At 67.7% G+C, this 16,427-nt stretch carries 18 protein-coding genes; 9 read left to right on the forward strand and 9 right to left on the reverse strand.

Going from position 1 to position 16,427, the window contains the following annotated elements; genetic code table 11:
• Positions 1-127: 127 nt before the first annotated feature.
• The 6 genes from AB0B82_RS19485 to AB0B82_RS19510 form a co-directional block, all read right to left on the reverse strand.
• On the reverse strand, positions 128-895 hold the full coding sequence (locus tag AB0B82_RS19485; RefSeq protein ID WP_360169934.1) for an inositol monophosphatase: 768 nt from the start codon (positions 893-895) through the stop codon (positions 128-130).
• Positions 896-924: 29 nt separating this feature from the next.
• Positions 925-1,992, reverse strand: coding sequence for an ABC transporter ATP-binding protein (locus AB0B82_RS19490; protein ID WP_360169937.1), 1,068 nt, complete (start codon positions 1,990-1,992; stop codon positions 925-927).
• Positions 1,993-1,999: 7 nt separating this feature from the next.
• Positions 2,000-2,809 carry an ABC transporter permease gene (locus AB0B82_RS19495; RefSeq protein WP_360169939.1) on the reverse strand — a complete coding sequence of 270 codons (810 nt, stop codon included), beginning with the start codon at positions 2,807-2,809 and terminating at the stop codon, positions 2,000-2,002.
• Positions 2,809-3,825 (reverse strand): sugar ABC transporter permease, encoded by a 1,017-nt coding sequence (locus tag AB0B82_RS19500; protein WP_360169941.1) that lies wholly within the window; start codon positions 3,823-3,825, stop codon positions 2,809-2,811. The genes AB0B82_RS19495 and AB0B82_RS19500 overlap by 1 nt, the downstream gene beginning before the upstream one ends.
• Positions 3,822-4,976: an extracellular solute-binding protein gene (locus AB0B82_RS19505; RefSeq protein WP_360169944.1), complete on the reverse strand. Its 1,155-nt coding sequence runs from the start codon at positions 4,974-4,976 to the stop codon at positions 3,822-3,824. The genes AB0B82_RS19500 and AB0B82_RS19505 overlap by 4 nt, the downstream gene beginning before the upstream one ends.
• A 237-nt stretch (positions 4,977-5,213) precedes the next feature.
• Entirely contained in the window at positions 5,214-6,416 is a 1,203-nt protein-coding gene (locus AB0B82_RS19510; protein ID WP_360169947.1) for an NADP-dependent malic enzyme, read from the reverse strand.
• A gap of 204 nt (positions 6,417-6,620) precedes the next feature.
• Here AB0B82_RS19510 and AB0B82_RS19515 point away from each other — a divergent pair, with 204 nt between their 5' ends.
• From AB0B82_RS19515 to AB0B82_RS19550, 8 genes are all read left to right on the forward strand, one after another.
• Positions 6,621-7,472 carry an ABC transporter substrate-binding protein gene (locus AB0B82_RS19515; RefSeq protein WP_360169950.1) on the forward strand — a complete coding sequence of 284 codons (852 nt, stop codon included), beginning with the start codon at positions 6,621-6,623 and terminating at the stop codon, positions 7,470-7,472.
• Complete coding sequence (locus AB0B82_RS19520) at positions 7,469-8,305, forward strand: amino acid ABC transporter permease (RefSeq protein ID WP_360169953.1); 837 nt, start codon at positions 7,469-7,471, stop codon at positions 8,303-8,305. Before AB0B82_RS19515 ends, AB0B82_RS19520 begins: the two co-directional genes overlap by 4 nt.
• On the forward strand, positions 8,305-9,060 hold the full coding sequence (locus tag AB0B82_RS19525; protein ID WP_360169956.1) for an amino acid ABC transporter ATP-binding protein: 756 nt from the start codon (positions 8,305-8,307) through the stop codon (positions 9,058-9,060). Before AB0B82_RS19520 ends, AB0B82_RS19525 begins: the two co-directional genes overlap by 1 nt.
• A 287-nt stretch (positions 9,061-9,347) precedes the next feature.
• The gene (locus AB0B82_RS19530; RefSeq protein WP_360169959.1) at positions 9,348-10,247 is read left to right on the forward strand and encodes an ABC transporter substrate-binding protein; all 900 of its coding nucleotides are present in this window, start codon (positions 9,348-9,350) and stop codon (positions 10,245-10,247) included.
• Between the two features lie 6 nt (positions 10,248-10,253).
• Complete coding sequence (locus AB0B82_RS19535; protein ID WP_360169962.1) at positions 10,254-11,219, forward strand: amino acid ABC transporter permease; 966 nt, start codon at positions 10,254-10,256, stop codon at positions 11,217-11,219.
• Positions 11,219-11,995, forward strand: a complete 777-nt coding sequence (locus tag AB0B82_RS19540) for an amino acid ABC transporter ATP-binding protein (protein WP_360169963.1) — start codon at positions 11,219-11,221, stop codon at positions 11,993-11,995. Before AB0B82_RS19535 ends, AB0B82_RS19540 begins: the two co-directional genes overlap by 1 nt.
• A gap of 125 nt (positions 11,996-12,120) precedes the next feature.
• Positions 12,121-12,513, forward strand: a complete 393-nt coding sequence (locus AB0B82_RS19545) for an anti-sigma regulatory factor (protein WP_360169965.1) — start codon at positions 12,121-12,123, stop codon at positions 12,511-12,513.
• Positions 12,514-12,580: 67 nt separating this feature from the next.
• Entirely contained in the window at positions 12,581-13,369 is a 789-nt protein-coding gene (locus AB0B82_RS19550) for an RNA polymerase sigma factor SigF (protein ID WP_360169968.1), read from the forward strand.
• Between the two features lie 7 nt (positions 13,370-13,376).
• Here the strand turns inward: AB0B82_RS19550 and AB0B82_RS19555 are convergent, their stop codons facing one another.
• A complete protein-coding gene (locus AB0B82_RS19555; RefSeq protein ID WP_360169971.1) occupies positions 13,377-13,790 on the reverse strand; it encodes a hypothetical protein in 414 nt (137 codons plus the stop codon).
• A 385-nt stretch (positions 13,791-14,175) separates the two neighbouring features.
• Between AB0B82_RS19555 and AB0B82_RS19560 the strand changes: the two genes are divergently transcribed.
• Positions 14,176-14,427 (forward strand): WhiB family transcriptional regulator, encoded by a 252-nt coding sequence (locus AB0B82_RS19560; protein WP_130383822.1) that lies wholly within the window; start codon positions 14,176-14,178, stop codon positions 14,425-14,427.
• 84 nt (positions 14,428-14,511) lie between these two features.
• Here AB0B82_RS19560 and AB0B82_RS19565 read toward each other — a convergent pair whose 3' ends face one another.
• The gene (locus tag AB0B82_RS19565; protein ID WP_360169974.1) at positions 14,512-15,408 is read right to left on the reverse strand and encodes a helix-turn-helix transcriptional regulator; all 897 of its coding nucleotides are present in this window, start codon (positions 15,406-15,408) and stop codon (positions 14,512-14,514) included.
• A 91-nt stretch (positions 15,409-15,499) separates the two neighbouring features.
• Positions 15,500-16,324, reverse strand: a complete 825-nt coding sequence (locus AB0B82_RS19570; RefSeq protein WP_360169977.1) for an SAM-dependent methyltransferase — start codon at positions 16,322-16,324, stop codon at positions 15,500-15,502.
• Between the last annotated feature and the right edge of the window lie 103 nt (positions 16,325-16,427).

Consider the following 16,427-nt stretch of genomic DNA (forward strand, 5'->3'; position numbering starts at 1 on the left):
TCTGGCACAACGACCGAATCGGAGCACCCGTACTCCGGTCCATAACCGCCTACGACCACTGAGATCCCAGGCCCAGCCGTGCATCAATCATCTAGGGGCCGCAGCACCACATCCCCAGTAACCAAACTCACGCCGAGCGGCGTGCGGTGGACCAGAGGGCGTAGAGGGCCGCCGCGTGTTCCGGGCGGGCGGCGAGGATGCCGCCGGACTCCGGCCAGACAGTTTCCACGCCGTCGTCGTCCAGCAGGACACCACCGGCCTCCCGGACCACAAGGGCAGCGGCGAGGTGATCGATCGGGCTGTACCGCTCGATCACGGCTCCGGCGCCGCGCCCGGCTGCCGGTCCGGCGAGCGAGAGCGTCCCGGAGCCCATCACCCGAGTGGTGCAGAAGCTGTCGCGGAGACCGGCGACGAAGACATCCATGCCTGGCCACGGCGACTGGTTCAGCAGCTCGGTGCTGACGATCGTCCCCTCCAGTCCGGTGTCCGGACCACCGGCGAGCTCGAGCGGTCGCCCGTCCAGCGAGGCGCCTTGGCCGGCTGCGGCGGCGAAGACCTGTCCGCGCCACACGTCGCCGACGACCGCGACGAGCGGTTCACGGTCGACGGCCAGCGCGAGCGAGAACGCCGTCCACGGCACGCCGTTGGCCAGGTTGGCGGTCCCGTCGACGGGGTCGACGTACCAGCAAGGCACGCCGGAACGCGCACTGCCACCCAGCTCCTCACCGACGACGAGATGGCCGGGCAGCCGTTCGGCGATGACCTCCCGCACGTGCTTCTCGACCGCGAGGTCGACAGCGGTCACGAAGTCCGCGGCATCCGCCTTGGTCCGGACGTCGCCGAGGTCGGCGCTCCGCGTGAACTCGTTGGCCCACTCCGCAAGTTCCTGAGCCACCTTTATGGCGGTGGCCAGCTCGTCCGACCTCACTCCGCGGTCCCCTGGCGGACCTGACGACCGCCCTCGAACTCGAGCCACTTGGCGATCCGTGCCCAACCCTGCGTACCGGCCGCGGGCGGTACGCCAGTCACATACGCACGCAACTCGGCATCCTCACGACGCAGATACAGCTCGCTGAAGTGCCCGCGCGGGACCACCCGTTCGACCGTCGCAGCCACACTGCCAGGAGCAGCGTCCGCTGTGAACACGACGTCCTCGGGACGAACGCCGAGTACGCCGGAGCCTGCCACCACGCGGCCGTCGGAGATCCGCCCCTCGAGCCGGTTGAGGCTGCCGATGAACGTCGCCACGAACTCGGTCGCGGGCGTGCTGTAGAGCTCGGCCGGCGTACTGAACTGCTCGATCCGTCCGTCGTTCATCACCGCGATCCGGTCCGAGACCGACATCGCCTCTTCCTGGTCGTGCGTGACGATGACCGTGGTGATTCCGAGGCGTTGCTGGATCTCCCGGATGTCTTCGCGGACCTTGACCCGCAGCTTCGCGTCCAGGTTGCTGAGCGGCTCGTCGAGCAGCAGCAGTTCCGGCTCCTGGACGAGCGCCCGTGCGAGCGCCGTCCGCTGCTGCTCGCCGCCGGAGATCCGGGCCGGCCGGGAGTCCTTGTGGTGCATCAGGTTGACCAGCGTGAGCGCGGCGTCGACCCGCTCGGCGATCTCCGCCTTCGGCCGCTTGCGCAGCTTGAGCGGGAAGCCGACGTTCTTCGCCACCGTCATGTGCGGCCAGAGCGCGTAGTTCTGGAACACCATCGCGCTCGGCCGCCGCTCCGGGCCGAGATGGACGACCTCGCGGCCGCCGACCTTGATCGAGCCCGCGTCCGGCGTCAGGAAGCCGGCGATCATCCGCAGCGTCGTGGTCTTGCCGCACCCGGACGGGCCGAGCAACGAGACGAGTTCGCCAGGCTGCACCGTCAGGTCGAGATCGTCGATGATGGTCCGCCCGCCGAGCGCCTTGTGCAGGCCGTGGATCTCGAGGCCGGGCGCGGCGGACGCGGCGGTGTCGTCGGCAACGACCCGGGACGCGGTGGTGTCGGTCGTCATGGTTCCCTTACCTGATCTGGAAGCCCTCGGCGAGGTGGCCGCCGACGATGTGCTTGTGCGCGGCCAGCAGCAGCGCGACGGACGGGATCGCGAGCAGGATCGAGAACACTGCCGCGACCTGGGTGGGGTAGTTGAGCACCAGGCTGTACATCTGGGTCGGCATCGTCATGTAGTCCGGCGCGCCGACCAGGTACGTGCCCTGCGCTTCGTCGAAGGACGCCAGGAAGCTCATGATCGCCGCCACCAGGATGCCGGGCAGGGCCATCGGCAACGTCACGCTGAAGAACGTCCGCAGCTTCGACGCTCCGGCGTCCCGGGCCGCCTCCTCGAGACTGCGCGGTACGGCGGCGAACGCGGCGGCCGGGATCCAGGTCATGAACACCACCGTGCCGAGGACGTGGACGACAAGGATGCCGAGGATCGAGTTCATCAGGTTGAGCGCGTAGAACAGCGCCGCCAGCGACACGAACAGCCCCATCTTCGGGAACGCGTTGGCCGCGAACACGCTGATCAGGAAGAACCGCCGCCCCGGGAACTCGAAGCGCGCGAACGCGTACGCCGCGGGCAGGCAGATCACCGCGGACACCGCCACGGTGATCGGGGCGAATGACAACGAGTTCTGGACGGCGGTACCGAGCGCCTCGTCGCTGAACACGACACTCCACCAGCGCACCGTCCAGCCGTCCGGAAGGAGGTTCGGATAGGTCCAGGTGGTCGCGAACGCCCGCGCCGCCAGCCACCCGAGCGGACCGAGGACGAACAGTGCGAGTGCGGCGGCGAACCCGAGGACCAGGATCCGGGTGATCGTTCTGGCCATCAGACCGCCCCGCTTTCCTTGGCCGACCGGAAGTTCGCCCAGACGTACACCGCGGCGATGCCGGCCGCGATCGCGAACACGACGAACGCGATCACCACCGCCTGCTGCGGCTGGTTGAACGCGGTGAAGTAGTTGGCCATGTCCACGCCGAGCATGTTCGGCGAGTTCGGCCCGGTGAAGTACGGCACGGTGAACGAGCCGAGCACGCCGATCGCGGTGAACGTGGTCGCGATGACGATGGGTACCCCGGCCATCGGTACGACGACGCTCACGACCACCCGCCAGAACGACGCGCCGGCGTCGCGCGCGGCGTCGATCATCGCCTGCGGGACCGCCTGCATCCCCGAGGTGACCAGCAGCGTCGCGAACGGCAGTGACGTCCACACCGAGCCGATGACGATCGTCACCAGCGTGTACGACCAGATCGGGAAGCCGAGCCCGACCTGGGCCGCGACGCTGCGCAGGAAACCGTTGGCGGAGTAGAAGCCGAGGATTGCCCAGGACGCGATCACCACCGGGATGAACAGCGGGATGACCGCGAGCGTGGACAGGATCTTGCCGAGCAGGCCGCCGACGAACTTCAGGTACAGCCCGATTCCGACCGCGAGCGAGATCACCAGCGCGGTGCTGATCAGTGTGACGACCACGGTCACCGACAGGTCGCCGAGGAACCGGGCGTTGGTGAACATCTCGGCGTACGCCGCGAACGTCGGAATCAGACCGTCCGCGGCGTGCACGTTCTGGCCGATGATCGCGACGGTGCGGTTCAGGCCGCCGGTGAAGCCGAGACTGAAGCCGAACGCGAGCAAGACGGGGAAGCCGACGAACATCGCGATCAGCGCGATCGGCGGCAGCGCCATCAGGAAGCCCCGGGTCCGGCCGGAGCGGTCCCGGCCGGCGTACCGGCGGACCGCCGGACGAGCCTCGCCGTCCGCGGCTGCCGGCTCCGCGGTCACTTGCCCGGTCACTTGCCCGGTCACTTGCCCGGTCACTTGCCCGGTCACCTGCTCCGTCATTTACCGGGGACCTTCTGGTCCCAGAGGTTGTTGAGGTCCTTGGTCATCGAGTCGAAGTACCCCTTGCGGAGGTTGTTCGTGTCGGCGTTCGCGAACTTGCCCTGCAGTTCCGGCGGCAGCTTGTCGAGCGAGATCGCCGGGTACCCCGAGATGTTCTTCACGATCATCGCCTGCTGCTCCGGCTGCAGGACGAAGTTCGCGAGCTTGAGCGCCGCGTCCTTGCTCGGGCTGCTGGCCGGGATGCCGAGGTAGGCGGCACCGCCGGTGAAGGACGGGTTCGAGATCTGGGCGGCCTTGACGGTCGCGGGGATCGAGCCGTTGGCGACTCCGGTGGTGAACTGGTCGGACCAGACCGGGGCCATCGAGATCTGCCCGTTGGCGAGCAGGTCCAGCACCTGCTGGTTGCCGTTGGGGTAGACGCCCTTCTGGTACACGTACGGGTTCAGGCCGTGCAACGTCGCGAACCCCTGCTCCCACAGTGATTCCAGGCCCTTTTCGTAACCGACCGTCATCTTCTGCCGCGCGTCGGCCGGGACGTACTTGTCCAGCACAGTGGCCACGAACGCGCCGCCGGAACCACCCGACTTGGGCGAGTTGTACGTGAACTTGCCCGGATGCGCCTTGATCCAGGCGAGCAGGTCGTCCAGGGTCTTCGGCGGTTCCGGGACCGCCTTGGTGTCGTAGGCGAGCAGCACCGAGGACCCGCGGTACGGGATGCCGCCGGTACCGCCGGCCTTGACCACATCGGCCGGGATCTCGCCCAGCGCGGAGATCTTCGAAGGATCGACCGGGTCGAGGAAGTTCGCCGCCGACGCCTTCGCCACGAAGCCGCCGTCGACCAGGTCGAACCCGGGATCCTTCTGCTGGGCCACCGACGCCGACAGCTTCGCCATCGTCTGGGCATCGTGCTCACCGTGCAGATCCAGGGTGATCTGCACCTTGTAGCCGGGGTTGGCCTGCTCGAACGCCGGACCGAGGCCGTCGGTCCAGAGCTTCTCGACATTCGTGTCGCCGCTGATGAAGACCCGAACCGTCTTCGTGTCCTCCGCACCGCCGCCCTTCGCGGCGGTGCTGCTCTTCACACACCCACTCAGCGTGAGTGCCGCGGCGATGACCACCGCGACGGCTCCGACTGCGGTCCTGAGCTTCATAGCAGTCTCCAACCAGGAAAGCTTGTGCGGAATGCTCACGCTGCGGAAGCGGACGCTCACCGGCAGGCGAGACCTGCCAATGGTGGCCGCGCCGTTTTGTTAAGTCAATAGCTTTCCGGCAAGCGTTCGACCGGCGGCGGAAAGCAACCGCAGGCGTCCGCACTGTTGCCTACGACAACGTTCCGGACAGGCGACCGCCCCCGTGAGCCGGGCTCACGGGGGCGGTCCGGGGTCGGCTCAGGCAGGCCTGGCGACGCCGTCGCTGTGGGCGGCGGCCGCGACGGCCGCGGCGACGGCGGGAGCGACCCGGTCGTCGAACGGCGACGGGATGATGTAGCCCGGGTTCAGCTCGGTCTCGGAGATCAGGCCGGCCAGGGCATCCGCGGCGGCCAGCTTCATGCCCTCGGTGATCCGGGAGGCGTTCGCGTCGAAGGCGCCGCGGAAGATGCCGGGGAACGCCAGCACGTTGTTGATCTGGTTCGGGAAGTCGGACCGGCCGGTGGCGACCACGGCAGCGTGCCGGTGCGCGATGTCCGGGTGGACCTCCGGGTTCGGGTTCGCGAGCGCGAAGATCATCGCGTCGTCGGCCATCTGCGCAACGGCCTCCTCCGGCACCGTTCCACCGGACACCCCGAGGAACAGGTCCGCACCCACGAGCGCGTCGACCAGCCGGCCGGACAGCCCGCCGGTGTTGGTGTCCCGGGCGAGCGACAGCTTCACCGGGTTCAGATCGGAGCGGTCCTCGTGCAGGACACCCTTGCTGTCGACGACCGCGAGATCGCCGACACCGGCCTGCAGCAGGATGCGCGCGCACGCAACCCCGGCCGCACCGGCGCCCGAGATCACCACCCGGATGTCCTCGATCGACTTGCCCGTCACCCGGAGCGCGTTGCGCAGGGCGGCCAGGACGACGACCGCCGTACCGTGCTGGTCGTCGTGGAACACCGGGATGTCGAGGCGCTCCTTGAGCCGGTGCTCGATCTCGAAGCAGCGCGGCGCGGAGATGTCCTCCAGGTTGATGCCGCCGAACGTCGGCGCCATCCGCGCGACGGTGTCGACGAACTCGTCCACGTCGGTGCAGTCCAGCGCGATCGGGACCGAGTCGACGCCGCCGAACTCCTTGAACAGCAGCGCCTTGCCCTCCATCACCGGCAGGGCCGCGGCCGGGCCGATGTTTCCCAGACCTAGGACAGCGGTACCGTCGGTGACGACGGCGACCACGTTCGACTTCCAGGTGTAGCGCCGGACCAGCGACGGGTCCTCGGCGATCGCGGTGCAGACCCGGGCGACGCCGGGCGTGTAGGCCTTGGACAGATCGTCGGCATCGGCGACGTGGACCGAGGACGTGACCTCGATCTTGCCGCCGCGATGCAGTTCGAAAACGGCGTCACCGGCGTACTGATCGGTGCGAACGGACGGCTCAACGGATTGGGCGACCATGCGGGGACCCTTCGGGGAGTTGCGAGCGGAACTGAGAGAGTGGCGTTCGAGAGGGTGCGTCGAACAGCCGCTGATGCCAGGGGGTCACCCGTCGGTGACGAGTAAACCACATGGCTGACTGGTCTGCTGTGAGAGGCTCCACACCTTCCGTCCCTACGTGTGCCAGGATTCGGGCATTCACAACCCCTGTCGAGGAGATCCGCGATGAACATCGTCCCCACTCTCCGTAAGCGCCGGGCGATCGGCCCGATCGCCGCAGTCGCGCTCGCGCTGTCGCTCACCCTGACCGCGTGCGGCGGCGACTCGGACAGCGGCAGCGGCGGTTCCGAGGACAAGGCGGCCGCCGCCGGCATCACCTTGGTCAAACCGGGCAAGCTGACGATCTGCACGCATCTGCCGTACAAGCCGTTCCAGTACAAGGACGGCACCAAGGTGGTTGGCTTCGACGTCGATCTGCTCGACGTGCTCGCCAAGGACCTCGGCCTCGAGCAGGAGGTCGTCAACATCGAATGGGCGCAGGTCACCTCGGGTGCCGCGTTCAAGGCGAAGAAGTGCGACGTCGGCATGGGCGCGATGACGATCACTCCGGAGCGCCAGGCCGCGATCAGCATCACCGATCCCTACATGGACGCCACCCAGGTGCTGATGGCCAAGAAGGACTCCGGCATCAAGTCGCTGGCCGACCTGCGCGGCAAGAAGCTCGGTGCGCAGGCCGACACCACCGGCAAGAAGTACGCCGACGACAACGCCAAGGCGAACGGCTACACGGTGATCCCGTTCAACGACCTCGCCCTGCAGGAGAACAACGTGAAGTCCGGCCGGGTGGACGCCGCGATCAACGACAACGGCGTGCTGTACGACTTCGTCAAGGAGAACCCGGACATGGAGATCGTGGCCGAGTTCAACACCGGTGAGCAGTACGGGTTCGGCGCGCTCAAGGACGGCAGCGGCCCGAAGCTGGTGGCGAAGTTCAACGAGCTGCTCACCAAGGCCAAGTCGGACGGCACCTACAACGAGATCTACAAGAAGTGGTTCGGGGTTGAGCCGAAGAAGTGAGTACCGCATCGAGCCCGGGGACCGACGCCCCGGTTGAGCGGAGGGGGCTGAGCCCGCGGCAGCGGGCCCAGCGCTCCCGCTGGATCCAGTACGGCGTCCTCGTCGTCGTGGTCGTGGTGGCCGCCGTCTCGGCGGACTGGGGCCAGATCGTCAGCGTCTTCTTCAAGCCCGAGTTCATCAAGTCGACGTTCGAAGACGGCATCCTGCAGGCGCTGGTCAAGACGATCGAGTACACCGCCGGCGCCTTCGTGATCGGGCTCCTCGGCGGCACCCTGCTGGCACTGATGAAACTCAGCCAGGTCGGGCCGTACCGGTGGATCGCGACGGCTTACATCGAGTTCTTCCGCGGGCTGCCGGCGATCGTGGTGTTCATCGCGTTCAGCCTGCTGCCGCTGGCGTTCGAGGGCCTGACCATCCCGTGGGACCCGTACGGCGTGGTGTGGCTGGCGCTCGGCATCGTGGCCTCGGCGTACATGGCCGAGGTGATCCGGGCCGGCATCCAGGCGGTGCCGCGCGGCCAGGTCGAGGCGGCCCGGTCGCTCGGGATGCCCGCGGGCCTGGCGATGCGGAAGATCGTGCTGCCGCAGGCATTCCGGATCGTGCTGCCGCCGTTGACCAACGACCTGATCCTGTTGGTGAAGGACTCCTCGCTGGTGTTCATGATCGGCGTGGCCGCCGACGGGTACGAGCTCACCGGCTTCGGCCGGGACCTGGCCAACACCTACTCGAACCTGACCCCGATCGTGGTCTGCGGCTTCTGCTACCTGCTGATCACGCTGCCGCTGGGCATCCTGGCCCGCCGGCTCGAGGCACGAACGGCGAGGACGCGCTGATGGCACTGGTGGACATTCGCAACTTGCACAAGTCGTTCGGCAGCAACCACGTCCTGCGCGGCATCGACTTCACCGTCGAGCAGGGTGAAGTGGTGTGCGTGATCGGCCCGTCCGGATCCGGCAAGTCGACGCTGCTGCGCTGTGTGAACCTGCTGGAGGTGCCGCAGGAAGGGCAGGTGTTCGTCCGCGGTGAGGAGATCACCGACCGGGACTGCCACCTGGACGAGGCCCGGCAGCAGATCGGGATGGTGTTCCAGCAGTTCAACCTGTTCCCGCACCTGACCGCCCTCGGGAACTGCACCGTTGCCCAGCGCACCGTTCTCAAACGGGCCCCGGAGGAGGCCGACCGGATCGCCCGCGCGAACCTGAACCGGGTCGGGCTGAGCGAGAAGATCGACGCGTACCCGGCGCAGCTGTCCGGTGGTCAGCAGCAGCGGGTGGCGATCGCCCGCGCGCTGTCGATGGATCCGGCGCTGATGCTGTTCGACGAGCCGACGTCAGCGCTCGACCCGGAGCTCGTCGGCGACGTACTCACCGTGATGCGCAAGCTGGCGCTCGACGGGATGACGATGCTGGTCGTCACCCACGAGATGGCGTTCGCCCGCGAGGTCGCGGACCGGGTGGTGTTCATGGACGGCGGCGTGATCGTCGAGCAGGGGCCGCCCGCCGACGTGATCGGCAACCCCACCGAGGAACGGACCCGGACCTTCCTGCGCCGCGTCCTCGACCCGACCCACGTCGAGCCGACCCAATAACACCGACCCGATAACACCGGCCCGGTAAACCCCGATTCTGTAACGCCGGCCCGCAGCGGCAGGCACGGTGCCGTCACCAGCTGTACGCCGCCGTACGCCGACCGCGTGCGGAGCCCCGGAAATCGGTGACGCTGCGTACCCGAATGGTCGACGGTGCGCAGCGTCCACGCGGGCAGGCTACGAATAGGTTGCTGTTCCGGATTGGTCCGTGCGCGGCCCGCGGGGCCCTGTGTCAAGATGCGGACACATGGCACCGGGCCGTCCGGTGCCCGGTTTTGGAGGACCAGATGTCTGTCCTGCGAAGGGCGCTGGCGCTGTCCGGCGTCCTGGTACTCGCAGCCGCCGGATGCGGCTCGAACTCCCTTGAAGGTAGTTCCACCTCGCCGTCGAGCGCCCCCTCCAGCGCTCCCGCGAGCGGCGGACCTGATCTGAGCGGCGCCCTGCCGGCGAAGATCAAGTCGGCCGGCAAGATCGTCGTCGGTGTCGACGCCAGCTACCCGCCGAACGAGTTCCTGCAAGGCGGCAAAACCGTCGTCGGCATGGACGTGGACCTGTTCAACGCCGTCGCCCAGAAGTTCGGCGTCACCGTCGACTGGCAGCCGGCCGGATTCGACACGATCATCACCGGTGTCCAGGGCGGCAAGTACGACGTCGGCGTCTCGTCGTTCACGATCAACGACAAGCGCAAGCAGCAGGTCAACATGGTCAGCTACTTCAACGCCGGCACCCTGTGGGCGACCGCGAAGGGCAACCCGAAGGGCGTCAACGCCGACGACGCGTGCGGCAAGACGGTCGCGGTGCAGAAGGGCACGACGCAGCTCGAGGACGACATCCCGAAGCGGCAGGCCAAGTGCAAGGCCGAGGGCAAGCCGGAGATCAAGCTGGTGGTCCGCGAGAAGCAGGACCAGGCGACCGCGGACCTGGTCGCGGGCAAGGCGGACGCGATGCTGGCCGACTCCCCGATCGTGCTGTACGCGATCAAGCAGACCAACGGTCAGCTCGAGCAGCTCGGCGACATCTACGATGCAGCGCCGTACGGCTATGTCGTGCCGAAGGACCAGACCGAGTTCGCCCAGGCCATCACCGAGGCGCTGAAGGCCCTGGACCAGGAGGGCACGTACAAGAGCACGCTGCAGAAGTGGAACAACGACTCGGGCGCGATCACCGATTTCGCCGTCAACCCGTGAGTTGTGATGAGCACCGAGGCTGAAGCCCGGCCGCAGGACGCCGCTCCGGAACGGCCGGGCCCGATCGACGCCGTCCCGGTCCGGCATCCGGGGCGGTGGGTCGCGATCGCGGTGATCGCGGTCCTGGTCGCGATGCTGGTGCACCTGCTGGTCACCAACGACGCGTTCGACTGGCGGTTCGTGTTCGAGGCGATGAACCAGCAGCCGGTGATCAACGGGTTCCTCAAGGGCACCCTGCTGGTCACCGTGCTGTCGATGATCGTCGGCGTCGGCGGCGGCGTCGTACTGGCCGTGATGCGGCTGTCGGACAACCCGATCCTGTCGGCCACCGCGTGGGCGTTCACCTGGTTCTTCCGCAGCATCCCGCGCTACATCCTGCTGTTCACGATGGGCACGCTGGGGATCCTGTTCCCGCAAGGCATCCAGTTCGGGATCCCGTTCGACTGGAAGATCATCGACTGGCTCGGGATGTCCGGCGACTGGCGGTTCTTCACGCTGGACGCCAACCAGGTGTTCACCGGGCTGGTTGCCGGTGTCATCGGTCTCGGCCTGTCCGAGGCGGCGTACATGGCCGAGATCGCCCGGGCCGGCATCCTCAGCGTGGACAAGGGCCAGGCCGAGGCGGCAGAGGCGCTCGGGATGAGCAGCGGCAAGGTGATGCGCCGGGTGGTGCTGCCGCAGGCGATGCGGGTGATCGTGCCGCCGACCGGCAACGAGACGATCGCGATGCTGAAGGACACCTCGCTGCTGCTCGCGGTGCCGGTGATCGGCGAGCTGTTTTACCAGCTGCAGTCGATCGGCAGCACGTTCTACAAGACCTTTCCGATCGCGGTCGCCGCGACGCTGTACTACCTGGCCGCAACCAGTGTGCTGATGGTCGGTCAGTACTTCCTCGAGCGGCACTTCGGACGCGGCTTCGGGAACGCCAAGGCGCCGCGGGCCGCGCGGCCGGCCGGGGCAGGAGGAGCCTGATGCCGCTCGTGCACGCGGTCAATGTGACCAAGTCCTTCCACCACAACGAGGTGCTGAAGGGCATCGACCTGGACGTCGAACGCGGGCAGGTGGTCTGCCTGCTCGGCCCTTCCGGCTCGGGCAAGACGACGTTCCTGCGCTGCATCAACCAGCTCGAGACGATCGACGGCGGCCGGATCTGGGTCGACAACGAGCTGATGGGGTACGACGAGCGCAACGGCAAGCTGTACCGCCTGAAGAACAAGGAGATCGCGGCGCAGCGGCGCGAGATCGGGATGGTCTTCCAGCGGTTCAACCTGTTCCCGCACATGACCGCGCTGGAGAACATCGTCGAGGCGCCCGTGCAGGTCAAGGGCGAGTCGAAGAAGACCGCCCGCGAACGGGCGATGAAGCTGCTCGACCGGGTCGGCCTCGCGGATCGCTGCAACGCCTATCCGGCGCAACTGTCCGGTGGCCAGCAGCAGCGGGTCGCGATCGCGCGGGCGCTGGCGATGCAGCCGAAGCTGATGCTGTTCGACGAGCCCACGTCGGCGCTGGACCCGGAGCTGGTCGGCGAGGTGCTCGCGGTGATGCGCGAACTCGCCCTGGACGGGATGACGATGATCGTGGTGACCCACGAGATGTCGTTCGCCCGCGACGTCGCGGACACGGTGGTGTTCATGGACGCCGGCGTCGTGGTCGAGGCCGGATCGCCCAAGGACGTGATCGGCAACCCGCAGCACTCCCGGACCCAGGCGTTCCTGTCCCGGTTGCGATCGGAACACGAACACCCCTGAGCGTCCGTGGCTTTCGCACGGTCCTGCCCCGGCACCGTCCGGGGGCAGGACCGCGCCATTTCGCGCTCGACCGAACGTAGTGTTGGATCATGGACGGCGTGGTGGGTCGAATTGAGGGAGACGATGTGACCAGCACCGGACGAGCCGCCGAGGTCCGCCTGAGTATTCCGGCGGACAGTGCCTACATCGCCGTACCGCGGTCGGTGGTCGGCAATCTCGCGGCCCGCAACGACTTCACGCTGGACGCTATCGACGACCTGCGGATCGCGGTCGACGAGGCGTGCTCGCTGCTGCTGCCGCAGTCGGCCGACGGCGTGCTGGAGTGCGTCTTCGAGATCGCCCCGCCGCACCTCACGGTGCGCACGAGTGCCGTCGTACCGAACGGCTGGCGGCCGGACACGTCGTCGTTCGGCTGGACCGTCCTGACTGCCCTGGTGGAGTCCGCAGCGGCCGAGAGCGTCGGCGGCCGGCTGACCATCACCGTGACGGCCAGCGCCACCGCCGCGGAGACCCTGTGAACCATCGAACCCCGGGCAACGTACCGTTGCCGTTTCCGCCCGAACCGAGCGCCCGCGAGGCTGCTGCGTGACCGACGAGAACCTCGGCGAGTCCCAGGACTCCCCCGATCTGCGGACCCGGACCGCCGCACTGTTCCGGCAGATGGCGGGCGGCCGCCGCGATCCGTCGTACGCCGCCGCGCGCGACGGACTGGTTGCCCTGCACATGCCGCTCGTCGAGCACCTCGCGCGCCGGTTCCGGAACCGGGGAGAGCCGTACGACGACCTCGTCCAGGTGGCCACCATCGGCCTGATCAAGGCGATCGACCGGTTCGACCCGGAGCGTGGCGTCGAGTTCTCGACGTACGCGACGCCGACGATCCTCGGTGAGATCAAGCGGTACTTCCGCGACAAGGGCTGGGCGATCCGGGTGCCGCGGCGTCTGCAGGAGCTGCGGTTGTCGCTGACGTCCGCGACCGCCGAGCTGACCCAGGAGCTCGGCCGGGCGCCGACCGTGGCGGAGCTGTCCGAGCGCCTCGGGCTGTCCCCCGACCTGGTGATCGAGGGTCTGGAGTCCGCGAACGCTTACAACACGCTGTCTCTGGACGCCCCTGATCAGAACGAGACCGACGCGACGACCGTCCTGGACGGACTCGGCGGCGAGGACGAGGCACTGGAGAGCGTCGAGTACCGGGAATCGCTGAAGCCGTTGCTGGCCCAGCTCGACACCCGGGAGAAGCGGATCCTGACACTCCGGTTCTTCCGGGGGATGACGCAGTCGCAGATCGCCGAGGAGATCGGCATCTCGCAGATGCATGTCTCGCGGCTGCTGGCCCGGACCCTGACCGAGCTGCGGACCGGCCTGCTGAAGGAGTAGCCGGGGGTCAGAGGACCGGGTGGTCGTTGGCGCCACCACTGGTCAGGGCCTCGGTGGACGCCTTCTGGAAAACGCACACCAGAACGGCGATCGCGAGCACGGCGAGGCCGGCGGCGATCGCTCGGCCGCCGCCGTTCCAGACGCTGTACGCCACGAGCAGCTGGATCAGCTGCGTGAAGACCGTCGGTCCGCGACTCCACCGGGCCGCGCGCCACAGTCCGCGGAACGCGACCAGGACGAGCGCGACGCCGTACACCAGGAAGAAGGCAGCTGTGGTGATGCCCTGGCCCAGGCGGGCGCTTTGGATCGTCAAGGCTTCGGCAATTCCGAGAACGATCAGCACGAGCCCTTCCACAGCGACCACTGCCGCGGCTACTTTGAGCGGTCTCGGGACGGCTGCAGCTGGGGAGTCGGTCGGCACCTCGCCAGCATAGGGCGGCGTCGAGCGGGTCCGCGAACCTCGGCCCCACAGGGATTTGAGGTTGTGCGTAACCAAAAGTCGGTTGCAGCGGTTACTTGCAGTGAACGGGTCAACGCGGAAAGGACGCCCCGTCCGATAACCGGATGGGGAGTACGGACGCGTTCCAGTTCGGAGTGTTAAGGAAGCGTTGTGATCGGATCAACAACTCCATAACCCTTGTTTCGATCCGCCAAGATTGGGAACATGGTCTCGTTCGTGAAAGCGTTCACAACAAGACGCAGGCATTGACCCCCATGCCTCACGAACCGACGAGTACAGCATCGCTGATTGGGCACAGGAACTGCCTGTCAGCTTACGTCAACTACTGAGAGAGATGGGATTCGCCATGGATTGGCGCCACCGGGCCGTATGCCTCGACGAGGACCCGGAACTGTTCTTCCCCATCGGCAACACCGGGCCCGCGATCATGCAGATCGAGGAGGCCAAGCAGGTGTGCCGACGCTGTGACGTGCGTGAGCAGTGCCTCGCGTGGGCACTGGAAGCCGGCCAGGACCACGGTGTCTGGGGCGGCCTGAGCGAGGACGAGCGCCGTGCGCTGAAGCGCCGGAATGCCCGCCAGCGCATCCGCACCGCCTGAGCAAGTCCTCCTTCGAGGCCCCGCGGAAAGTACCGCGGGGCCTTTGTGTTTCCCAGATTCCCGCGGCCGTCTTTCCCGCAGCCGTCACGGGACGGCGAAGGACCGAGGGGCGGCGCCCATGGTCTTCAGGACGCCGGCCAGGAAGTCACGAGTCTTGTTCGGCCGCGGTGCGGCGACGCAGAGGGCTTCCATCGTTTCCGTGTACTGGTCGAGGTCCTCGACCTTGTCCAGGTAGAGCGCGCTGGTCAGGTGCTCGATGTACACGATGTCCGGCAGGTCCTGCTCCTCGAACCGAAGGATCGTGTACGCGCCGGCGGACCCGGAGTTGCTGCTGATCGTGAACGGCATCACCTGAAGGCTGACGTGCGCCAACTGGGTCATGTCGATCAAGTGCTCGAGCTGCCGCACCAGCGCCTTCTCGCCGCCGATCGGCCGGCGCAGCGCCGACTCGTCGAGCACGGCCCAGAGCCGCACCGGGTTCGGGCGGCTCAGGACGCTCTGCCGACGGACGCGGAGCGCGACCCGACGGTCGATCTCGTCGGCGGGAATCACGCCACGGCCCAGCTGGACGGTGGCGCGGATGTAGTCCTCCGTCTGCAGCAGCCCGGGGACGAACTGCAGCTCGTAGGTACGGATCAGCTGCGCAGCGGCCTCGAGGTCCAGGTACGAGTGGAACCAGCTCGGCAGCACGTCGCCGTACCGATGCCACCAGCCGGGGTTGTTCGCCTCGCGCGCGAGGGCGAGCAGGCGCTCCCGTTCCTCGGCGTCGTCCAGGCCGTAGAACGCCAGGAGGTCGCGGACGTCCCGCTCCTTGAAGCCGACCCGGCCCAGCTCCATCCGGCTGACCTTGGACTCCGAGGAGCGGATCTCCCAGCCTGCCTCGGACCGGCTGAAACCTGCCGCCTCCCGCATCCGGCGCAGGTGCGCCCCGAGGATGATGCGCAGCGCGGTCGGCCCGCTCTGCGCGCCCGACTCGGTCACCCCCACCTCCCCACCGCCTTGCAGTATCTCGCGACGCCGTGCGCGCGCGTCCGGCTTGGTCGTTACGCGCACGCACGGCGCGGCGGTACCGTCACTCCTTCTTGGCGATCCCGGCCATCAGGATCCGCTGCCACGGCTGCAGCTCCGCCGCGTCCGGAACGTCGGCGTCGGGTTCCTCCGGGAACCAGCGGGCGAGGAAGTCCAGGCCCGGAGGGACCAGCGGCAGGCCGAGGAAGTGCTGCTCGATCCGCTCCGGGGTCCGGATCCAGCCGTTCCCGAGGCTCTCCAGACCGGCGCGCTCCATGTTCTTCTGCAGCTGCTCACCGGTGTCGACGAAGTCGGTGATGAACAGGTAGCTTCCGGGGGCGAGCGCATCCATCAGCGTGCGGACCCACTCGTCCGGCTTCTCGTCGTCGTGGAAGTGCATGTGGATGCCGACGATCATCAGCGCGACCGGACGGCTGAAGTCCAGGTGTGCCTTGATCTCCTCGTTGTCGAGGATCGACTGCGGGTCACGAAGGTCGGCGGTGACCACGATGGTGCTGGAGTTGGTGGCCAGCAGCGCCTGGCCGTGCGCGAGCACGATCGGGTCGATGTCGACATACACCACCCTGGCGTTCGGATTGATCTCCTGCGCCGCCTCGTGGGTGTTCTTCTGGGTCGGCAGACCGCTGCCGATGTCGAGGAACTGGTCGATCCCGGCGGCGCGGGCGAGATAGTGCACGCCCTTCACCAGGGCCTCACGGTTCTCGATCGCGCAGCGGCCGGCATCCGGCACGTACTTCAGGTACATCGCCGCCCCTTCGCGGTCGGCGGCAAAGTTGTCCTTGCCGCCGAGCAGAGCGTCGTAGACGCGAGCGATGGTCGGTTGGGAAGTGTCGAAGCTCGGAGCATCCGGAGCGTCTGAGGTCGCCATCGGCAAAGCCTTCTTGGTCGGGGAGTTCGTCAGGTCATCGTAGGGGTACGCGCGGTCGTCTGGACACACTGTGTAGCAAGTCGCTGACAATCAAGCGATCGTT

Origin of the sequence: Kribbella sp. NPDC048915 (assembly GCF_040649595.1) — a bacterium.
Classification (GTDB): Bacteria; Actinomycetota; Actinomycetes; order Propionibacteriales; family Kribbellaceae; genus Kribbella.